Source organism: Burkholderia sp. MSMB0856, from assembly GCF_001524645.2.
Classification (GTDB): Bacteria; Pseudomonadota; Gammaproteobacteria; order Burkholderiales; family Burkholderiaceae; genus Burkholderia; species Burkholderia diffusa.
The window spans coordinates 2,382,547-2,402,376 of sequence record NZ_CP013427.1 but is presented as its reverse complement, the minus strand read 5'-3'; the positions used below and the strand labels follow the sequence as shown (position 1 = coordinate 2,402,376).

The 19,830-nt window shown below is 68.1% G+C and carries 17 protein-coding genes; 8 read left to right on the top strand and 9 right to left on the bottom strand.

Going from position 1 to position 19,830, the window contains the following annotated elements; genetic code table 11:
- Positions 1-16: 16 nt before the first annotated feature.
- A complete protein-coding gene (locus tag WS87_RS12320) occupies positions 17-934 on the bottom strand; it encodes a LysR family transcriptional regulator (protein ID WP_059816008.1) in 918 nt (305 codons plus the stop codon).
- Between the two features lie 110 nt (positions 935-1,044).
- Here WS87_RS12320 and WS87_RS12315 point away from each other — a divergent pair, with 110 nt between their 5' ends.
- Entirely contained in the window at positions 1,045-1,911 is an 867-nt protein-coding gene (locus tag WS87_RS12315; RefSeq protein WP_059523692.1) for a pirin family protein, read from the top strand.
- 127 nt (positions 1,912-2,038) lie between these two features.
- Complete coding sequence (locus tag WS87_RS12310) at positions 2,039-2,530, top strand: GNAT family N-acetyltransferase (protein WP_059816002.1); 492 nt, start codon at positions 2,039-2,041, stop codon at positions 2,528-2,530.
- Between the two features lie 12 nt (positions 2,531-2,542).
- Here the strand turns inward: WS87_RS12310 and WS87_RS12305 are convergent, their stop codons facing one another.
- From WS87_RS12305 to WS87_RS12295, 3 genes are read right to left on the bottom strand one after another with little or no spacing between them, the layout of a single operon-like run.
- Complete coding sequence (locus WS87_RS12305; RefSeq protein WP_059815999.1) at positions 2,543-3,415, bottom strand: cytochrome c oxidase assembly protein; 873 nt, start codon at positions 3,413-3,415, stop codon at positions 2,543-2,545.
- 10 nt (positions 3,416-3,425) lie between these two features.
- On the bottom strand, positions 3,426-3,866 hold the full coding sequence (locus tag WS87_RS12300; protein WP_059815997.1) for a copper chaperone PCu(A)C: 441 nt from the start codon (positions 3,864-3,866) through the stop codon (positions 3,426-3,428).
- Between the two features lie 8 nt (positions 3,867-3,874).
- Entirely contained in the window at positions 3,875-4,519 is a 645-nt protein-coding gene (locus WS87_RS12295; protein ID WP_059815994.1) for an SCO family protein, read from the bottom strand.
- Positions 4,520-4,802: 283 nt separating this feature from the next.
- On the opposite strand from WS87_RS12295, the gene otsB reads away from it, so the two are divergent.
- Both otsB and otsA read left to right on the top strand, forming a co-directional pair.
- Positions 4,803-5,555 (top strand): trehalose-phosphatase, encoded by a 753-nt coding sequence (otsB, locus tag WS87_RS12290; RefSeq protein ID WP_059523682.1) that lies wholly within the window; start codon positions 4,803-4,805, stop codon positions 5,553-5,555.
- Positions 5,552-6,928: an alpha,alpha-trehalose-phosphate synthase (UDP-forming) gene (otsA, locus tag WS87_RS12285; RefSeq protein ID WP_059815991.1), complete on the top strand. Its 1,377-nt coding sequence runs from the start codon at positions 5,552-5,554 to the stop codon at positions 6,926-6,928. The genes otsB and otsA overlap by 4 nt, the downstream gene beginning before the upstream one ends.
- 94 nt (positions 6,929-7,022) lie before the next feature.
- On the opposite strand, the gene WS87_RS12280 is transcribed toward otsA, so the two are convergent.
- Positions 7,023-8,852 carry an ABC transporter ATP-binding protein gene (locus tag WS87_RS12280; RefSeq protein ID WP_059815988.1) on the bottom strand — a complete coding sequence of 610 codons (1,830 nt, stop codon included), beginning with the start codon at positions 8,850-8,852 and terminating at the stop codon, positions 7,023-7,025.
- A gap of 561 nt (positions 8,853-9,413) precedes the next feature.
- Between WS87_RS12280 and WS87_RS12275 the strand changes: the two genes are divergently transcribed.
- From WS87_RS12275 to WS87_RS12260, 3 genes are all read left to right on the top strand, one after another.
- Positions 9,414-10,478, top strand: a complete 1,065-nt coding sequence (locus WS87_RS12275) for a glycosyltransferase family 4 protein (RefSeq protein ID WP_059523676.1) — start codon at positions 9,414-9,416, stop codon at positions 10,476-10,478.
- A 236-nt stretch (positions 10,479-10,714) separates the two neighbouring features.
- Complete coding sequence (locus tag WS87_RS12265) at positions 10,715-11,515, top strand: hypothetical protein (RefSeq protein WP_059815984.1); 801 nt, start codon at positions 10,715-10,717, stop codon at positions 11,513-11,515.
- Positions 11,516-11,552: 37 nt separating this feature from the next.
- Positions 11,553-12,017, top strand: a complete 465-nt coding sequence (locus WS87_RS12260; protein WP_059815980.1) for a DUF2214 family protein — start codon at positions 11,553-11,555, stop codon at positions 12,015-12,017.
- A 69-nt stretch (positions 12,018-12,086) separates the two neighbouring features.
- On the opposite strand, the gene gudD is transcribed toward WS87_RS12260, so the two are convergent.
- Entirely contained in the window at positions 12,087-13,439 is a 1,353-nt protein-coding gene (gudD, locus tag WS87_RS12255; RefSeq protein ID WP_059815976.1) for a glucarate dehydratase, read from the bottom strand.
- 425 nt (positions 13,440-13,864) lie between these two features.
- Here gudD and WS87_RS12250 point away from each other — a divergent pair, with 425 nt between their 5' ends.
- Positions 13,865-14,626 carry a FadR/GntR family transcriptional regulator gene (locus WS87_RS12250; protein ID WP_059815973.1) on the top strand — a complete coding sequence of 254 codons (762 nt, stop codon included), beginning with the start codon at positions 13,865-13,867 and terminating at the stop codon, positions 14,624-14,626.
- Positions 14,627-14,834: 208 nt separating this feature from the next.
- On the opposite strand, the gene WS87_RS12245 is transcribed toward WS87_RS12250, so the two are convergent.
- The 3 genes from WS87_RS12245 to pdxY form a co-directional block, all read right to left on the bottom strand.
- Complete coding sequence (locus tag WS87_RS12245; protein ID WP_059523668.1) at positions 14,835-15,983, bottom strand: branched-chain amino acid ABC transporter substrate-binding protein; 1,149 nt, start codon at positions 15,981-15,983, stop codon at positions 14,835-14,837.
- Between the two features lie 373 nt (positions 15,984-16,356).
- A complete protein-coding gene (locus WS87_RS12240; protein WP_059815970.1) occupies positions 16,357-18,501 on the bottom strand; it encodes a phosphocholine-specific phospholipase C in 2,145 nt (714 codons plus the stop codon).
- Between the two features lie 299 nt (positions 18,502-18,800).
- The gene (pdxY, locus tag WS87_RS12235) at positions 18,801-19,661 is read right to left on the bottom strand and encodes a pyridoxal kinase PdxY (protein WP_059523664.1); all 861 of its coding nucleotides are present in this window, start codon (positions 19,659-19,661) and stop codon (positions 18,801-18,803) included.
- Positions 19,662-19,830 lie beyond the last annotated feature (169 nt).

The following is a 19,830-nucleotide window of genomic DNA, read 5'->3' as shown; positions in this document are numbered from 1 at the left end:
TCGCGGGCGCCGTCGCTCAGTCAGGTTCGAGTTCGGCGAACCGCTCGGCCAGGAAATCGAGCAGCGCGCGCACCGCGGGCAGCAGCCCGCGCCGCGACGCGAACACCGCGTGCACGATCTCGCGGCGCGGTGCCCAGTCCGGCAGCACGGTCGCCAGTTCGCCGCGCGCGACTTCGTCGCGCACCATCATCGTCGGCAACTGCACGATGCCGACGCCCGCGACGGCCGCCGCGCGCAGCGCGAGCATGCCGCCCGTCACGAGCCGCGGCTGGTGGTGGATTTCCGCCTGCGCGCCGTCGGGGCCGCGCAGCCGCCACACGTGCGTGGCCTGTGGCACGCCGTGATCGAGGCTCGGCAAGCGGGTCAGGTCGGCGGGGACGGCCGGCACGCCCCGCTCGCGCAGCAACGCGGGGCTCGCGACGAGGCACTGCCCGCGCTCGGCCAGCACGCGCAGGGCGAGATCGCTGTCTTCGAGCGGCGGCGGGCGCACGCGGATCGCGACGTCGATCCCTTCGCCGACGACGTCGACGCGCCGGTTGGTCGCTTCCAGGTGAATTTCCACGCGCGGGCACGCGACCATGAACGCGGCGATCATCGCGCCGACCAGCGAATCGAGCAGCACGACCGGGCAGCTGACCCGCACGATGCCGCGCGGCTCCTCGTGAAGCAGCGCGATCGTCTCGTCGGCGGCGTCCGCTTCGACGAGCATCGCGCGACAATGCGCGTAATAGGTCTGGCCGACGTCGGTGACAGTGAAGCGGCGTGTCGAGCGCTGGATCAGCCGCATCCCGAGCCGCGCTTCGAGCAGCGCGATGCGGCGGCTCAGCTTCGATTTCGGCATGTTCAGCGCGCGTCCGGCCGGCGCGAAGCCGCCGTGCTCGACCACCTGCACGAAGTAATAGAGATCGTTCAGATCCCGTCCGTTATCGTTCATGAAATAGAACGCTGAGTGCGATTTTGGCAGTCTACCGGATCGATCGTTCCACCTCTATATTCCTTCTCAGGATGCGAAACACGTGTTTCGCCGCAATTCGGAGAAGGCAAATGAAGAAGATCCAGGGTGTGTACAGTGCGCCGCGCGGTCATTGGGTCGGCGACGGTTTCCCGGTGCGTTCGATGTTCAGCTATCAGTCTCACGGCATGCACCTGAGCCCGTTCCTGCTGCTCGACTACGCCGGTCCTGCGAACTTCGAGCCGGCTTCGGCGCCGCGCGGGGTGGGCCAGCACCCGCACCGCGGGTTCGAAACGGTGACGATCGTCTATGACGGCGAAGTCGCGCACCGCGACTCGACCGGCGCGGGCGGCGTGATCGGCCCGGGCGACGTGCAGTGGATGACGGCCGCGAGCGGGATCCTGCACGAGGAATTCCACTCGGAAGCGTTCACGAAGCGCGGCGGCCCGCTCGAGATGGTGCAGCTGTGGGTGAACCTGCCCGCCGCCGACAAGATGGGGGCGCCCGGTTATCAGACGCTTCTGGACGCGGACATCCCGGTGGTCGAATTGCCGGACGGCGCAGGTCGCGCGCGGATCATCGCGGGCGAGTTCGACGGGCGGCGCGGCCCGGCCCGCACGCACACGCCGATCGACGTGTGGGACGTGCGGCTTGCAGCAGGCGGCCGTGCACGGTTCCCGATCGCCGAAGGGCGGACGCTCGCGGTGGTCGTGCTGAGCGGGACGTTGCTGGTGAACGGCGAGACGGTCGCCCGCGAGGCGCAGTTCGTGCAACTGAGCCGCGACGGCCGCGACGTCGAGATCGAAGCGAACGGCGACGCCAAGCTGCTGATTCTGAGCGGCGAGCCGATCGATGAGCCGGTCGTCGGTTACGGGCCGTTCGTGATGAACTCGCAGGAGGAAATCCGGACCGCGATCGACGATTTCAACAGCGGCCGCTTCGGCCAGATGCCGGCGTGACGGACAGGCCCCGCGCAATGCGGGGCTTTTTTTCATGCGCGGAGCGGCGGCACGCGTGCCGCGTGCGCTTCGAGGCATAATCGACGGTTGCCGCGCGCCGGCCGGCGCGCTTGAATCAGGACCGACCATGAATGCTTTCGCACCTGCCGCCTCCGCGCGCGCCGACGATCTCGACTGGCACTGGAAATCCTTCGACGCGCTGACGGCGCGTGAACTCTATTCGATCCTCGACGCGCGCAGCGCCGTGTTCGTCGTCGAGCAGAACTGCGTGTATCGCGACATCGACGGTGCGGATCAGGCCGCATGGCACCTGGCCGCGTACGATCCAGCGGGCCGTCTCGCCGGCTATCTGCGCGTGCTGCTGCCGGATGCGCAGCACACCGACGTGCGCATCGGCCGCGTGCTGACGACCGCACCGTTTCGCGGCGCGGGCCTCGGCAACGCGCTGCTGTCGCGCGCGCTCGAGCACATCCGCGCGCAGTGGCCGGATACGCAGGTGAGCCTGCATGCACAGGCCCATCTGCAGCGCTTCTATGGGGCATTCGGTTTCACGCCGAGCTCGGACGTGCACGACGAGGACGGCATCCCGCACGTGTGGATGACCAGCGCGCGCGCCTGACGCGCCGTGCTGTCAGTGGGCCGCGCGCGTCACCGGCGGGTTTTGCGTGCGCCGGGCGGCCGCCCGTTCGTCGATCAAGCGGCCGCGCGCCGACAGCTGCAGCCAGTGCCGCAGCGCGATCAGCGCGCCGATCACGCTCATCATCGAACCCGGAATCCACAGCAGCAGGCCGCCGATCTGCTGGTCGCGCAGCGGGCTGAGCCACGTGAATGCGCGTCCGCAGATCGAGTAGATCGGATACAGCTCATGCGGCGTGAAGAAGATCAGCGCGCCGAGCGCGATCTGCGGCGGGATTGCCGCGACGACGATCAGGATCCGGCGGCCCGGCGACAGCCGCGCGGGCGGCGCGGGACGCGGATCGACGACGAGCCACCAGAACAGCAACCCGTCGATCACCATGCTCCAGTTCATCACGCGATACAGGCGCCAGTCGAGCATCGCGATGAAGTGGATCGGCGACAGCAGCCAGAAATAGATCAGCCCGACGAACAGCACGACCGCGACGACCGGATGGAACACCACGTCGAGCGTCGCGCGCACGGGCGCCCAGGCGAGCGCGGGGCGCACGAAGCGCTGCCGCCAGCGAAACGGGATGCCCGCGCGGATCGCCGCGCCCGGGTAGGCCAGCGCGATGAAGAACGGCCCGAGGTGATGCAGCACGAGATGCTGCGCGCGGTGCAGGAAGAATTCGTGCTCGAAGAAGTAGTCGAGCCGCGTATGCAGCGCGATGTAGAGCGCCGTCAGCCCGAGCCAGAACGAGAACTGCCGCAGCGGCGACACCTTCGCCTTCTTCACGCCGCGCGCGAACAGCACGGCGGCCGTCAGCACCGCGATGACCACGGTTGGCGACGGTTCCCACGGGTCGAGCCAGTACAGGACGTTCATCGCGCGCGCATCACTTCGCCTGGGCCGGCGACTTCACGGCGAACGGCGCGTCGACCGTCTCGCCGTCGGAGAACTTCAGGCGCAGGCGCACGGTGTCGCCGGGCTTGATCGCGTGCCTGGGCTCCTCGAGCATGAAGTGATAGCCGCCCGGCGCGATGTCGACCTTGCCGCGCGCGGGGATCGTCAGCTTGTCGACCATTTCCATCTTCTGCGTCGAGCCGTTCGACACCGTCTGGTGCAGCATCGCCATCCCGTAGTCGGGGCTGTCGACGTCGACGAGATCGACCGGCTTGTCGCCCGTGTTGACGAGCGTCACGTAGCCGCCCGCGGGCAGCTTGTTCGGCAGCCAGCGCACCCATGCGTTGTGCGCGGAGATCGCGCCGGCGGCATACGCGTGCGCGCCGGTGCACAGCGCGGCGAGGAGGGCGAACGTCTTGAGGGTCGTCTTCATGTCGGAGTTCAGGTGGTGGAGGCGGTGTCGATGATCCGGCGCACATCCGCGGCGATGGCGTCGGGCGAGTCGCGGTCGGTCGCGAGCAGGCGCGCTCGACCGTTCGCGTCGAAGATGTAGACGGCCGAGCTGTGCGTGACCTCGTAGCCGCCGGACGGATCGCGTTTTTCCATCTGGTATGCGACGCGATAGCGCTTCGCGAGCGATTCGATCTGACCGTCGGTGCCGGTCAGGCCGCGCGCATGCGCGGCGTCGAACGCGGCGACGTACGACTGCATCGCCTGCGGCGTGTCGCGCGCCGGATCGACCGAGACGAACAGGATGCGCACGTGGTTCGCCTGGGGGCCGAGCTTCGCGAGCACTTCCATCAGCCGTGCCATCGTTTCGGGGCAGACGTCCGGGCAGTGCGTATAGCCGAAGTAGACGAGCGCGACGCGGCCGCGAAACGCGTTTGCGTCGACCGCGTGGCCATCGCCGCCGGTGAGCGTGAACGACAGGTCGGGCAGGTGGCCCGTGACGTTGGTCAGGTGCCAGTTCGGCTCGTCGTGCGTGCATGCGGCGAGCGCGACGGCGGTGCTCAGCGCCGCGGCCGTGCGGACGAAGCGGGTCAGACTGAAGAGGCGCCGGTGCGGCGCGGGACGGGCAGACGACATCCTGGGGCTCGATCGGACGGAACGGTCGTCGGCCGGCGCGGCGCCATGCGTCGCGCGGCCGGCGGTTGCCGACTGTAGCGCAATTCCCGCGCCTGCGTCCTTTCGAAACCCGTACGGCACGGGCCAGCGGGGCAATATGTCGCAGTTGACGCGGAGGGCCGCGCGAGGCTCGTGCCCCACCGGTTTCGCCCATCTCGCCACGCAGGCGCGGTAAGATGCGCACAATTCCATTCTCGCAGCGGCGGCCCCGCGTTTGCAGGCCGCTCCTCAGACCATCGAATCGATGCAATCCGTTCCGGCTTCCTTGTCCCTGACCGATACCGCGTTCTTTTTCGACTTCGACGGCACGCTCGTCGAGCTGGCGCCGACGCCCGACAGCATTCACGTGCCGCCGTCGCTGCTGACGCTGCTCGATGAACTGCGGCGTCGCACGCACGGTGCGGTCGCCGTCGTGTCGGGTCGCGGCATCGACAATCTCGACACGTTCCTGAACATGCCGGACCTGCCGATCGCGGGCCTGCACGGCGCCGAACGTCGCGATGCGAACGGCGACACGCAGCGCATCGGCTTCAACGACGAGCGGCTGCTGCGCATCGAGCGCGAACTCGCGGCCGTCGTCGACCGTCATCCGGGCATGCTGCTCGAAATCAAGGGCGCGGCCGTCGCGCTGCACTACCGCAACGCGCCTGAGCGCGAGCCGGCCGCGCGCGCAGCGGCCGAGCGCCTCGTCGCCGAATATGCGGATGCGTACGTGCTGCAGCCCGGCAAGATGGTATTCGAGATCAAACCGAAGGGCGTCGACAAGGGGCGCGCGCTGGCCGCGTTTCTCGACGAGCCGCCGTTCGCGGGCCGCATGCCGCTGTTCGCGGGCGACGACCTGACCGACGAGAAGGGCTTCGCGGTGGTTAACGCGCGCGGCGGTGTGTCGATCAAGGTCGGCGCGGGCGAGACGTCGGCCCGTACGCGGCTCGACTCGGTCGACGCGCTGCACGAGCAGATCGCCCGCTGGCTTGGCGCGGAGCAGCAGGGCGCATGAGTCGGCTCATCATTGTTTCGAACCGCGTCGCCCCGATTTCGGAAGGCGAACCGGCGGCGGGCGGCCTCGCGATCGGCGTGTACGACGCGCTGAAGGAGACGGGCGGCATGTGGTTCGGCTGGAGTGGCGAGGTGGTCGCGTCCGGTGCGCCGCAGATCCGCATCGAGGAACGCGGCCCCGTGACGTTCGCGACCGTCGGGCTGTCGCGCCGCGATTACGACCAGTACTACCGAGGCTTCTCGAACGCGACGCTGTGGCCCGCGTTTCATTACCGCGCCGATCTGATCCAGTACGACCGCCACGAGTTCGAAGGCTACAGCCGCGTGAACGTCTGGCTCGCGCAGCAGCTCGTGCCGCTGCTGCAGGACGACGACGTGATCTGGGTGCACGACTATCACCTGATCCCGTTCGCGCGTGCATTGCGTGCGGCCGGCGTCAAGAATCGCATCGGCTTTTTCCTGCACATTCCGTTTCCGGCCGCGCAGGTGCTCGTCAACGTGCCGCCGCATCGCGAGCTCGTCGAGTCGCTGTGCGCGTTCGACCTGCTCGGCTTCCAGACCGATCCGGACCTGCGCGCATTCTGCGACTACATCGAGTTCGAGGCCGGCGGCGAAGTGACGCGCGAAGGGCATACGGTGCGCGTCAGCGCGTTCGGCAACACGCTGCGTGCGGCCGCCTATCCGATCGGCGTGTATCCGGACGAAATCGCGTCGCTCGCGCAGGCCGGCGAGAACGGCAAGGCCGCGCGCATGGCCACGTCGCTGCGCGGGCGCCAGCTGATCATGAGCGTCGACCGCCTCGATTATTCGAAGGGGCTCGTCGAGCGGTTCCGCGCGTTCGAGAAGCTGCTGGAGCACCAGGCGTCGATCCGCAACCGCGTGTCGTTCCTGCAGATCGCACCGTCGACGCGCGCCGACCTGCGCGCGTACCAGGACATCCGCCTGCAGCTCGAAGCGGAGTCGGGGCGCATCAACGGCCGCTACGCGGAGCTCGACTGGGCGCCGATCCTCTACATTCACCGCCAGTACGACCGGCAGGTGCTGGCCGCGCTGTATCGCCTCGCGCGCGTGGGCTTCGTGACGCCGCTGCGCGACGGCATGAATCTCGTCGCGAAGGAGTACGTGTCCGCGCAGAATCCGGAGGATCCGGGCGTGCTCGTGCTGTCGCGTTTCGCGGGCGCGGCGCGCGAGCTGACGGGCGCGCTGATCGTCAATCCGATCGACATCGACGGGATGGCCGACGCGCTGTCGCAGGCGCTGACGATGCCGCTCGCCGAGCGGCGCGCGCGCTATGCGGACATGATCGCGCAGCTGCGCGAGAACAACGTGTCGGTGTGGCGCGACAACTTCCTGCGCGACCTGCAGCGCGTGTAATCCGCGCGCCGCGCGGCAAAGGTTTGCGGTGCCATGAAAAAAGCCGCCGTGCGCGAAGCACGGCGGCTTTTTTTGTCGGCTGCGTGGCGTGGCGTCAGGCCACGCGTTCGCCGGTCGGTGCGGTGCCGTCGGGCGCGTGATGGCGGCCGTGCTGCTTCGCGAGCAGGTCGCGGTACAGGCCCGGACGGTTGCGCAGCACGTCGGGGCTGCCGTCGTCGATCACCTTGCCGTTGCTCATCACGATGATCCGGTCGAAGTTGCGCAGCGTCGACAGCCGGTGCGCGATCGCGATCACGGTGCGGCCGACCATCAGGCGGTCGAGCGCGCTCTGGATCGCTTCCTCGGATGCGCTGTCGAGCGCGGACGTCGCTTCGTCTAGCAGCAGGATCGGCGCGTTCTTCAGGATCGCGCGGGCGATCGCGATGCGCTGGCGCTGGCCGCCCGACAGCTTCACGCCGCGGTCGCCGACGATAGTGTCATAGCCTTCCGGCATCGCCTCGATGAACTCCGAACAGCGGGCGTCGCGCGCGGCGGCGAGCACTTCGTCGCGGGTCGCTTCGGGCCGGCCGTATGCGATGTTGTCGTAGATGGTCCGGTGCAGCAGCGAGATGTCCTGCGGCACGAGCGCGATCGCGTGCCGCAGGCTGTCCTGCGTGATCGCCTTCACGTCCTGCCCGTCGACCTTCACGGCGCCGTCCTGCGTGTCGTAGAAGCGCTGCAGCAGCGCGAGCACGGTCGACTTGCCGGCGCCCGACTTGCCGATCAGGCCGACGCGCTGGCCCGGTTCGATATGGAGATCGAAGTGATCGAGGATCGCGCGGCGATGCGGATACGCGAACGTCACGCGTTCGAAATCGACGCGCCCGCCCTTGGCCGACAGCGGTTGCGCGTCGGAGCGGTCCGGCATCCCGTGCGGCTCGAGCAGCGTCTTTACGGCTTCGGACAGGCGTGCCACGTGCTGCGTGACGTCGACGAGCGCGACCGCCAGATCGCGCGTGCCGTGCAGGATCGTGAAGCCGAGCGAGCTGACGAGCACGATGTCGCCGGAGGTCGCGCGGCCCTGGTCCCACAGCCACAGCGCCCAGCCGAGCAGGCCGGCGGACAGCATCGCGGTGATCACCGCGTGCAGCAGGCGCAGCTTCTCGAGATAGAGCAGGCTTTGCTGGCGCGCGTCCATCTCGGCCTTCACCGTCGCGCCGAAGCGCTTCTGTTCGCGCAGCGTCATCCCGAACGCGCGCACGAGGCCCATGTTGCCGATCACGTCGACGAGCTCGCCGTCGACCGCGGCGGCCTTCGACGCGAACGCGTGATGGCGCGCGGAACCGCGCCCGGCGAGCTTGAACAGTACGATCGAGAGCACGGCCGAACAGCCGAGCAGGCCGGCGGCCATCAGCGGGTTCACGACGATGATCATCAGGATCGCGCCCATCACCGCGATGCACGGCGGCAGCACGTTCCACGCCATCGTGTTCTCGGACGTATAGACGGCGTTCGACGTGGCGGTGATGCGGCTCGCGAGCGTGCCCGGCTGCTTTTCCGAATAGTACGTCGGCGAGTGGCCGATCAGGTACTGGAACAGGTCGCGCCGCAGGTCGCCGGTGACCGCGACGAACGTGTGCGCGGCGACCCAGCCGCCGACGCGCCACAGCAGGTTGTCGGCCGCGATCAGCCCGACGAGCAGCGCGAATGCGCTCCACAACGGGCCCGGATGATGACGCCCGGTCGCGAGCACGTCGATCAGGTGTTTGATCGCGTATTGCGAGCCGAGCGCGCAGCCGACGGCGGCCAGCACGCTGCAGAGCACGACCAGGTGCGCGACGGGATGCAGGCGGATGTAGCGGAACAGGAACGCGATCGGCCGATGCGCGTAGCTCGACAGCTTCGCGTTGTGGGCGTTGCGCTGGGCAGGGGTGAGAGATTCCAAAATATGCGTGCGGTGATTCGGTGATTGAGCTGATCGGTGGATCGCAGCCCACGGTCGCCCGGACTGAATAATCCGGCATTGTAAACAAGGCCGTGCTTTGCGCCGCGCGAATCTTGCCTTGGTCAGGGGCGCGCGATCAATTTTGAGATAAAATCCGGCATCCTGTCCTGCCGCATGCGCCGGAATCGCGATGCCGGCGGCGAGGGATGACTCGGAACGCCAAAAGGGCCTTCCACTCTAGAACGGACGCCCAAGTCCGCGGGTTGCAAAGTGTTGCACCTTTGTAACAAAGTAAAGTGTTTGAAATGTTGTGCGCCGTATCGGGATTAACCCTAGATAATCGGCTCCGGGTTCGATTCCAGGTTTTTACGAACCCCTGTCAACGGGTCTTCGTTTCAAACGTTCTATGCCTGTCGCGTCGCCGACGCTCCTTGAGCAGCGCGGGTTCGACGCCCCCGGCAGGCTGATTCGTCCGACTTTCGGACGACATGCATCCAGCCCGGACCGCCGGCAGGTTGCCGACCCATACCTGGTTTTTAGCCGATTTTTTAGGAGTTACGCATGCGAATCGCCCAAATCGCTCCGTTGCACGAAGCGGTGCCCCCGAAACTGTACGGTGGTACCGAGCGAGTGGTGTCCTACCTCACCGAAGCTCTCGTCGAGATGGGGCATGACGTCACGCTCTTCGCGAGCGGCGATTCGCAAACGTCGGCGAAGCTCGAAGCGTGCTGGCCGCAGGCGCTGCGCCTCGACCCGACGATCCGCGACGTGATGGCCCCGCACATGCTGCTCCTCGAGCAGGTGCGCCGCCGTGCGGAAGAGTTCGACGTCCTGCACTGCCACATCGACTACTACCCGTTCTCGCTGTTCTCGCGCCAGCCGGTCCCGCATCTGACGACGATGCACGGCCGTCTCGACCTGCCGGAACTGCAGCCGATCTTCAACGCGTTCAGCGACGTGCCGGTCGTGTCGATCTCCGACAACCAGCGCATCCCGCTGCCGCAGGCGAACTGGCTGTCGACCGTGTATCACGGCCTGCCGGAAAACCTGCTGACGCCGATCCCGAACGTGAAGCCGAGCTACCTCGCGTTCCTCGGCCGCATCTCGCCGGAGAAGCGCGTCGACACCGCGATTCGCATCGCCGAGCAGGCCGGCCTGCCGATCAAGATCGCCGCGAAGCTCGACAAGGCCGACCGCGCGTACTACGAAGAGAAGATCAAGCCGCTGTTCGCGCTGCCGCACGTCGAATACATCGGCGAAATCAGCGAGTCGGAAAAGACCGAATTCCTGGGCAACGCGCACGCGCTGCTGTTCCCGATCGACTGGCCGGAGCCGTTCGGCCTGGTGATGATCGAGGCGATGGCCTGCGGCACCCCGGTGATCGCGTTCAAGCGCGGTTCGGTGCCGGAAGTGATCGAAAACGGCGTGTCGGGCTTCGTCGTCGAAGACGAACTGTCGGCCGTCGCGGCGCTCAAGCGCCTCGATACGCTGCCGCGCGAGAAGGTGCGCGCCGCGTTCGAAGCACGTTTCTCGTCGAAGGTGATGGCGCAGAACTACGTGAAGGGCTACGAAGAACTGCTGCGCCAGAAGCGCCGCACGGTACTGCGCGAAGTCAACGCAAGCTGATGCCGGAGCGCCGGCCGCACTGCGGCTGAGGCCGTCATCGACGCCCCGTCCGGGTCACCGGCGGGGCGTTGTCACATCTGCGGCGCCGATCTGTTGTATTCTCGCCGCGCCCGGCGCCGCGAACGGCCCCGGAAGCGGTCCGGCACGCCATCCGGCCGTCTGTCCAGACGGTAATGTCCCTATAATGGCCGTGCCGCGAAATCCGGCCCCGCACGAACATCGAGAGGAGAGCAGTCTTGGCGAGATCGAAAACCACGCGCGCAGCGCCGGCCCCCGGCGCCGGCGTGATCTTCGCGTTGCGCGCGATCGGTCTCGTGCTGCTCGCGCGCTGGCTGTTCTCGATGTCCCAGATGGGCTATCGCGCGTCGCTGTCGGCGATGGTGTCGTCGCCATGGGCGTTCGTCTATCTCGTGCTGATCTTCCTGCTGCTCGCGCTGCCGGGCGCCGTCGCGCGCGCCGAGCGGCCGTTCCATCCGCTGCCGCAGTGGCTGCGACAGGCGCTGCGGGTCTTCGCGCTGATCGGTTTCCTGTTTGCCGTGTGGTCGATCGGCGCGTTCGCGTGGGCGGCCGGCTGGCGCCGTGCGCTGCACGCGGTGACGGCGACCAACGGCTGGCTCGTCGCCGCGCCGGCGCTGTATGCGGCGATCGTGTGGATGTGCCGCCCGCGGCCGCTGTGGCGCACCAACGTGGCCGCGCGCCGCTTCGCGGTCGGCCGCTACGCGATCTCGCTCGATACGCTCACGCGTACCGCGATCGTCTGGATGGAGAGCCGCAAGGTCGGCCAGTACGACGCGCGCGAACTGTCGGTCCGCTGGCCCGGCCGGAGCGCGGTCGCCGAAGCCGAGCAGGGTGCGCAGGCGGCCGCCGTGCAGCCGCGTCGCGGCAGCCTGTTTCGGCGGCCGAAGGTGGAACTGCTGTGGGATTCGCCGGCGGCCGTCGGTCATAACCGGCAGATCGTGATGCGCGCGCCGCTCGCGACCGAGGGCGACCGCGTCGCGGTGCTCGCGCTCGACGCCGCGCTCAAGCAGATCGTCTGACAAGGCCTGCGCGGCGCGCGGGCGACAAGGAGGCGCAATGATCGTTCGCTGGTTGCTGGCAGCCGTTCACCTGATGGCGTTCGGCGTCGCGTTCGCCGCGATCGCGGGGCGCAACCGCGCGCTGCGCCGGCTCATCGCGTCGGCGCAGGCCGCCGACCTGCCCGGCGTGTTCAAGGCCGACGCGGCCTGGGGATTGTCCGCGCTGGTGCTGATCGCGACGGGACTCACGCGCGCGTTCGGCGGCTTCGAGAAGGGCGCCGCGTATTACCTTCACGAGCCGCTCTTTCACCTCAAGATGACCGCGCTCGTGCTGATCCTGCTGCTCGAGATCGTGCCGATGCTCGGGCTGATCCGCTGGCGCATCGCCGCGCGGCAGCAGCAGATGCCCGATCTGGACCGCGCACGCACCTACGTGCGGATCGGCCACTGGCAGGCCGTGCTCGTCATGGTCATCGTGCTCGCCGCGTCGGGAATGGCGCGGGGGATCGGGGCGGCCGGCTAGGCCTGGCTGGGCAGGTGCGGCCGGCTAGTCTTTCGACCGGGCGGACCCGCCGCCCGGCTCGTCCCGCAATCAGCGCACGAGGCAGGGGCGCTTGTTGTTGAACGTCCACCCCGGAATCAGATACTGCATCGCAGCTGCATCGTCGCGCGCGCCGAGGCCGTGCTGCTTGTACAGCTCGTGCGCGACCGCGACCGCATCCATGTCGATGTCGATGCCGAGACCCGGACGCTTCGGCACTTCCACGAGCCCGTTCTCGATCTTCAGCGGCTCGCGCGTCAGCCGTTCGCCATCCTGCCAGATCCAGTGCGTGTCGATCGCGGTGACCTGACCGGGCGCGGCTGCCGCGACGTGCGTGAACATCGCGAGCGACACGTCGAAGTGGTTGTTCGAATGCGAGCCCCACGTGAGGCCCCAGTCGCGGCACATCTGCGCGACGCGCACCGAGCCCTGCATCGTCCAGAAGTGCGGGTCGGCGAGCGGGATGTCGACCGCCTGCAACTGCACCGCATGGCCCATCTGCCGCCAGTCGGTCGCGATCATGTTGGTCGCCGTCGGCAGCCCGGTCGAGCGGCGGAATTCGGCCATTACCTCGCGGCCGGAGTAGCCGTTTTCCGCACCGCACGGATCTTCCGCATACGCGAGCACGTGATGCAGGTCGCGGCACAGCCGCACGGCCTCGTCGAGCGACCACGCGCCGTTCGGATCGAGCGTCACGCGCGCTTCGGGGAAGCGCTCGGCGAGCGCCGTCACGGCTTCGACCTCGCGTGCGCCTTCGAACACGCCGCCCTTCAGCTTGAAGTCGTTGAACCCGTAGCGCGCATGCGCGGCTTCGGCGAGGCGCACAACCGCCTCGGGCGTCAGCGCGGCCTCGTCGCGTACGCGCGTCCAGTCGTCGGTCGCGCCGCGGCCATCGCGGTAGGGCAGCGCGGTTTGCGTGCGGTCGCCGACGTAGAACAGGTAGCCGAGCATCTCGACGCGCTCGCGCTGCTGTCCCTCGCCGAGCAGGGCGGCCACGGGCACGCCGAGATGCTGGCCGAGCAGGTCGAGCAGCGCGGCCTCGAGCGCGGTGACCGCGTGGATCGTGGTGCGCAGGTCGAAAGTCTGCAGGCCGCGGCCGCTCGCGTCGCGGTCGGCAAAGGTGCGCCGCACGTCGTTGAGCACCGCATGGTAGTTGCCGACCGGCTGACCGACGACGAGCGCGCGCGCATCCTCGAGCGTGCGGCGGATGCTTTCGCCGCCCGGCACCTCGCCGATGCCGGTGCGGCCCGCGCTGTCCTTCAGGATCACGAGGTTGCGGGTGAAGAACGGGCCGTGCGCACCGCTCAGGTTGAGCAGCATGCTGTCGTGGCCGGCGACCGGAATGGCTTGCAGGTCGACGATGCGCGGCGTGTCGTGGGAAGGCGAGGCAGTGACGGCGTTCATGGCGGCGATGGCGAAAGAGTGGGCAATGCCGTGCGGCAAAAGCTTTGCCGCGCGCGGCGGGAGGTGCGATCATTCGACAACCGACGTGCGCGGCGCGCAAGCCCCGCATGTCGACAGCAACCCGAAAGGGTGGGGGCGACCCGCTCGATGCCTGTGTCGCGGCAGACCGGAACAAACGCGGATGCGCGCTTCGGTCGACCGTGAAACCGGGCGCCGGCAGCCGCGCAGAAGCGCGAATGTCGGCCGATCGCGAACCACGGGACCTGGCAGGTGCTTGTACGCCGGCCTCGGTCGACAGGAGATCCGTGGCTCGATCATCAGTCGTCGGATGACTTGTGACGCAGTATAATGAATCATCGGCGTTCGCTCAAACCCCGCGTAAACCCTCGGCTCACATTACGATCATTCAAAAAGGAACCGGCCTCATGTCCGTGCCCACGCTTCCCGCAGCGCCGCGCCGTCGCGCACGCAGCCTCGCACAAGATGTCGTCGACGCGCTGACCGCGCAGATCGAAAACGGCACGCTGCGTCCCGGCGACAAGCTGCCGACCGAAACTGAAGTCATGGCGGCGCAGGGCGTCAGCCGCACGGTCGTGCGCGAAGCGATCTCGCGGATGCAGGCGAGCGGCCTCGTCGAGACGCGCCACGGCATCGGCAGCTTCGTGCTCGAACCGACGCGCCGCCAGACGCTCGGCATCGATCCCGCGACCATCACGACGCTGCGCGACGTGCTTGCCGTGCTCGAGCTGCGCATCAGCCTCGAAAGCGAATGCGCGAGCCTCGCGGCGCAGCGCGCGAACGATACCGACCTCGCCGCGCTGCGGCGTGCGCTCGACGCGATCGCGTCGGGGGCGGGCGGCGGCCGCGACACGGCCCAGCTCGATTTCCAGTTCCACCTGCAGATCGCGCAGTCCACCGGCAACCGCTACTTCGTCGACATCATGACGCAGCTCGGCGCGTCGATCATTCCGCGCACGCGCGTGAATTCGGCGCGCTTCGCCGGTGACGACCTCGAGCGCTATGTCGGCCGGCTCAATCACGAGCATGAAGACATTTACGAGGCGATCGCGCGTCACGACCCGGAAGCCGCGCGTGCCGCGATGCGCACGCACCTGACCAACAGCCGCGAGCGGCTGCGCCGTGCGCACGAGGCGGCCGAGGCGGAACGCGATACGCAGGCCAGCTGACGAGACGGCCCGCGCATTGCCGCGGGCGACGGCGAATATCACCGCATTAACATCAGTCATCGTATAAGATCGGCGCCATTGCGCCGATCGTTATATTGCCGGCTACCCATCCGTCGGTATCCGCATCGCGCGTGTGAAGGCGGGGCGGCGTTCCCGCCACCGCCCGCGCCCCGGCGGCCTGGCTGTCCAGGCCGCCCATCCCGCTCGATCAGCCTCCCTTCGTCACGATGGTCTTCCACGCACCGCTCTTCACCTGATACAGCGTCGACATCCCGCTCTTCAGCGAGCCGTCGCTCGCGAACGAGATGCGGCCGGTGACACCTTCGAAGTCGACTTTCTTCAACGCCGGGCGATAGACCTTCGGATCGGTCGAGTTGACCGCCTGCATCGCCTTGATCGCCGCCCACGCCGCGTCGTAGCCGAACTGCGCATACGACAGCACGTCGACACCGAAGCGCTTCTTGAACCGCTGCTCGAAATCCTTGCCCTGCGGCAGCTCGTCGAGCGGCCGACCGTATTCCCACGCCATCGCGCCTTCCGCGGCCGGGCCGGCGATCTTGATGAACTCGTTGTCCTTCACGCCGCCGCCGCCGACGAACTGCGCGTTCAGCCCGAGCTGGCGCATCTGCTTGATGAAGTTCGCGGCGAGCGAGTCGAGACCGCCGAAGAAGATCAGGTCGGGATTCTTGCCCTTCAGGCTCGTGATCTGCGCGCGGAAGTCGACCGCCTGGTTGCTGGTGAACTCGCGGCCGATGATGTTGCCGCCGGCCGCCTTCACGGCCTTCTCGAACTCGTCGGCCTCGCCCTGGCCGAACGCGGTGCGGTCGTCGATGATCGCGATGCGCTTAGCCTTGGTCACGTCCACGGCGTACTTGCCCGCGTTGCCGGCGTTCTGGCCGTCGGTCGCGATCACCATGAACATGTTCGCGAGCCCGCGCGACGTGAGCGTCGGATTGGTCGCGGCCGGGTCGATCACCGGGATGCCGGCCTTGTCGTAGACCACCGACGCCGGAATCGTCGTGCCCGAGTTGAAGTGGCCGACCACCACCGACACGTTCTGGTCGACGAGCGCCTGGGCCGCCTGCACGCCGATGCGCGGGTCGGCCTGGTCGTCCTGTACGACGAGGTTGAAGTGCGCGGGCTTGCCGGCAATCTGGATCTTCTGCGCGGCCGCATCGTCGAGCGCGAGCTGCACGCCGTTCTGGAGATCCTTGCCGTAACCGGCGTTCACGCCGGTGAGCGGCGCGGCGAAGCCGACCTTGACGTCGGTCGAGTCGGCCGCCTGAGCGGCCTGTTGCGAGAGGAGAGCTACCGCGGATACGACCGATACCGACAACAGGGAATGACGCAATTTCATGTTCGTTCCTCTTGTTCTTACACCAGCGGGTGGATACCGCACGCAGCCGGCGGGCCGGGCGCGTGCGACGGGTGGGCGGTTCGACCGCTTCTCGGAATCGGGCGGGGAGGTCGGCATGCTGATGCTTCCCGGAAGAATCTCCCGTCAGGCTCTGCGAGGAGCCCCGATCGCCTCGATATATAGGTCGCCGATATGTGCGGGTCTTGGCAATTTGCCGCGCATTCGGTGCGGATTTGCGCACAGCTTCCACGCGAGCGCGGGCGGCCGGTATCGGGAGTTTCCCGTCGCGAGCGCGACGGGCGGGGAGGCGGGCGGCGGAGCGGAGTTCGAACACGGCGCGGCCCGCCGGGGCCGCGCCGCGTCATGAGAGCCGTCAGTCGGACAGCGCGTCCGATGCGGCTTCGGCGTCGTCGTGCGCCGAGGTCGTGCGGATGGCCGGGTCGCTGGTGCTCGGGCGGCCGGTCTCGACGTGACCCGCGAAGCGGCGCTGGAAGCCGAGCGGCTTGCCGTCGCTGACGGTCAGGTCGTACCAGCCGTTGCTGCCGCGCAGGTCCCAGTAGTCGTCGACGTGCGTGCCCGGCTTGAGGTCGAACTCACGCGCATGGCCGTGGCCGTATGCGTTCGTCACCTTGAGCCGCACGGTTTTGTGGCCGCGGTTCATCAGGCGCAGCGTGATGTTGCCGTTCGCGACGTCGTAGCCGTAGATCACCTCGGGGTTGACGCTCGCGGGGCCGACCGCCAACGCGGCGGGGCTGCGGAAGTGGCAATAGAAGCCGTTCGGGCCGTAAACGTCGAGGTCGTACAGGCCGAGCGACGGCGCCGGGCTCCACGTGTCGGAAAGCCGCTTGCCGGCGTCGACCGTGTAGGTCCACGGGCCGTCGACGCGATTGCGCGCCTGAACCTGGAACGCCGCGCCCGCGGTGCCGGTGTTCGCGAAGGTCAGCCGGAACTGGCCGCTCGCGTTGTCGATCCGGCCGTGCACGAACAGTTCATACGGCAGCGCGCGCGCCGGACGCAGGCCGGCCTCCTGCTTCGGCAGATGCTGGACGACCGGCGGCACCGGGATGTAGTCGGGGTGACGGTTGCGGTCGGGCGGCGCGTAGCCGCTCGTGTCCGGGAGCTGCGGCCAGCTTGCGTCAGGCGTCGCGAAGTCGAACGCGGACGTCAGGTTGCCGCACACCGTGCGGCGCCACGGCGACACGTTCGCCGCGGTGACCGCGTACTGCGAGCCGAAGCGCGCTTCGATGAATTGCAGCAGCGACGTGTGATCGAAGGTCTGCGAACAGACCCAGCCGCCCTTGGTCCACGGCGACACCACCAGCATCGGCACGCGCGGCCCGAGCCCGTACGGGCCGGCCATGTGCGACGCGTCGCCGGCGAACACCTCGTTGGTCGTCGCGACCGTCGACAGCCCGTTGTCGCGCGACTGCGGCGCGAACGGCGGCTGCACATGGTCGAAGAAGCCGTCGTTTTCGTCATACGTGATGAAGAGCGCGGTCTTGCTCCACACGTCCGGATTCGACACGAGCGCCTTCAGCACCTGCTCGATGTACCACGCGCCGTAGTTGGCCGGCCAGTTCGGGTGCTCCGAGTAGGCTTCCGGCGCGCAGATCCACGACACCTGCGGCAGCGTGCCGTTCTTCACGTCCTGCTGCAGCACGTCGAACAGCGTGCCGCCGGCGCTGATGTTGGTGCCGGTGCGCGCCTTTTCGTACAGCGGCGTGCCGGGCAGCGCGCTGCGGTACTGGTTGAAGTAGAGCAGCGCGTTGTCGCCGTAGTTGCCGATGTACGGGTTCTGCGTCCAGCCCCACGAGCCGTTCGCGTCGAGCCCCGTGCCGACGTCCTGGTAGATCTTCCACGACACGCCGGCCTGTTCGAGCACTTCCGGATAAGTCGTCCAGCCGTAGCCCTTTTCCTCGTTGCCGAGCACCGGGCCGCCGCCCGTGCCGTCGTTGCCGACGTAGCCGGTCCACATGTAATAGCGGTTCGGGTCGGTCGAGCTCGGGATCGCGCAGTGGTACGCGTCGCAGATCGTGAACGCATCGGCGAGCTGATAGTGGAACGGGATGTCGTCGCGCTTCAGGTACGCCATCGTCGTGGTGCCCTTGTTCGGCACCCACTGGTCGTAGCGGCCCTTGTTCCACGCGGCGTGCATGTCCTGCCAGCCGTGCGGCAGGTCCTGCAGGAACTGCAGGCCGAGCTTGTCGGCGCCCGGGTGGAACGGCAGCAGTTCGGCCGGGCCGACCGGCTGGTGGAACACCGACTTGCCGTTCGCGAGGCGCAGCGGGCGCGGGTCGCCGAAGCCGCGGACACCGCGCATCGTGCCGAAGTAATGGTCGAACGAGCGATTCTCCTGCATCAGGATCACGATGTGTTCGATGTCTCGGATCGTGCCGGTACGGCGGTTCGCGGGAATGGCGAGCGCATCGCGGATCACGGGCGGGAACAGGTTCAGCGCGGCGGCGCCGGCAGTGCCGGCGGCGACGCGCAGGAAATCACGACGGTTCGATCGGGTCATGGTCGTTATCGTGCGTTAAAGGGGGAGCCGGTTGGCGGGACATGCGGGAAATAACGGGCGCGTCCGCGGCGCAGGATGCGGCTGCGCCAGTCGTGCCGCCGCGAGCATAGCGAGTATTCGGTGTCATTCATGTGAAGTCCGGAAACGTTTGCACGCGCGGCATTGAACGGACAACGGCCGACGGTCGTGATGCAAGGGAAGCGGGGATGCGGACAGCGGGAAAGCGGATAGCAGGACAGCAGGACAGCAGGACAACAGAAAAGCAGATGGCGCGCGCCGGCGACGCGGATGCGGCGGCGTCAGGCGTCCGTCACCCACGCGCCGAACCATTCGCTCGGGCGCGCGATTTCATCCTGCGCGGCGACGAGTTCGAGCTCGTAGCGACGCGCGTCGTAGGTCGCCTTCACGACCGCGTGCACGGCCGCGAGCGTGTGCTCGAACGCGGCGCGCACCGAGTCGCCGCGCAGCCGGCGTGCGACGAAGATGGCGCTGGTGAGGTCGCCGACGCCGACCGGATGGCGCGGAAACGCATACAGCGGGCGCTGGCCGATCCACGCTTCGGTCTCGGTGACGGCGAGCATGTTGAAGCGGTCGGCCGGGCTGTTGCGGTCGTGCAGGTGCTTGACGAGGATGATCTTCGGGCCGCGGCGGATCAGCGCGCGGCAGGCGTCGACGGCTTCGGCGACGGTTTCGATGCGTCGCCCGGCGAGCTTCTGCAGCTCGGTGTGGTTCGGCGACATGCCGTCCGCGAGCGCCGGCATCTCCTGGACGATGAATTCCTCGACGCCGGGTTCGGGCCGGATGCCGCCCGTCTGGCCCAGCGCCGGATCGCAGAAGTACCACGCGTTCGGGTTCATCGCCTTCACCGTGCGCACGATCTCGACCGTCGCGCGCGCCTGCGCCGGCGAGCCGACGAAGCCGGACAGCACCGCGTCGCAGCGCTTGAGCGCGCCGATCGCGGCGACCCCGTCGACGAGCTGCTCCATCTTCGCGGCGTCGATCGCGCTGCCGGCCCAGTGGCCGTACTGCATGTGATTCGACAGCTGGACGGTGTTGAGCGGCCAGACGTTGACGCCGAGGCGCTGCATCGGGAACACGGCCGCGCTGTTGCCGGCGTGTCCGTAGATGACGTGCGACTGAATGCTGAGGACGTTTTTCATGAGCGTTCGCCTGCAGGCGTTTCAGGGTCACGTCACACGATACCCGAGATCGTCGCGTGCGCGGAAGTCGCGCGGTCATCGAGTGTTGCGCGCCGTCGTCAGCCCGACCGCGTAGAATCGCGGGGCGCGCAGCCGCCTGGTTGCCCGCGTGCATTTCCCATTACCGTGA

Bases quoted from the DNA above. Each gene is read 5' to 3' on its own strand.
- WS87_RS12315 (WP_059523692.1), top strand. From the start codon at position 1,045: ATGAAGAAGATCCAGGGTGTGTACAGTGCGCCGCGCGGTCATTGGGTC.
- gudD (WP_059815976.1), bottom strand. From the start codon at position 13,439: ATGAACGCCGTCACTGCCTCGCCTTCCCACGACACGCCGCGCATCGTC.
- otsB (WP_059523682.1), top strand. From the start codon at position 4,803: ATGCAATCCGTTCCGGCTTCCTTGTCCCTGACCGATACCGCGTTCTTT.
- WS87_RS12300 (WP_059815997.1), bottom strand. From the start codon at position 3,866: ATGAAGACGACCCTCAAGACGTTCGCCCTCCTCGCCGCGCTGTGCACC.
- WS87_RS12305 (WP_059815999.1), bottom strand. From the start codon at position 3,415: ATGAACGTCCTGTACTGGCTCGACCCGTGGGAACCGTCGCCAACCGTG.
- pdxY (WP_059523664.1), bottom strand. From the start codon at position 19,661: ATGAAAAACGTCCTCAGCATTCAGTCGCACGTCATCTACGGACACGCC.
- WS87_RS12245 (WP_059523668.1), bottom strand. From the start codon at position 15,983: ATGAAATTGCGTCATTCCCTGTTGTCGGTATCGGTCGTATCCGCGGTA.
- otsA (WP_059815991.1), top strand. From the start codon at position 5,552: ATGAGTCGGCTCATCATTGTTTCGAACCGCGTCGCCCCGATTTCGGAA.
- WS87_RS12310 (WP_059816002.1), top strand. From the start codon at position 2,039: ATGAATGCTTTCGCACCTGCCGCCTCCGCGCGCGCCGACGATCTCGAC.
- WS87_RS12250 (WP_059815973.1), top strand. From the start codon at position 13,865: ATGTCCGTGCCCACGCTTCCCGCAGCGCCGCGCCGTCGCGCACGCAGC.
- WS87_RS12240 (WP_059815970.1), bottom strand. From the start codon at position 18,501: ATGACCCGATCGAACCGTCGTGATTTCCTGCGCGTCGCCGCCGGCACT.
- WS87_RS12295 (WP_059815994.1), bottom strand. From the start codon at position 4,519: ATGTCGTCTGCCCGTCCCGCGCCGCACCGGCGCCTCTTCAGTCTGACC.
- WS87_RS12275 (WP_059523676.1), top strand. From the start codon at position 9,414: ATGCGAATCGCCCAAATCGCTCCGTTGCACGAAGCGGTGCCCCCGAAA.
- WS87_RS12320 (WP_059816008.1), bottom strand. From the start codon at position 934: ATGAACGATAACGGACGGGATCTGAACGATCTCTATTACTTCGTGCAG.
- WS87_RS12260 (WP_059815980.1), top strand. From the start codon at position 11,553: ATGATCGTTCGCTGGTTGCTGGCAGCCGTTCACCTGATGGCGTTCGGC.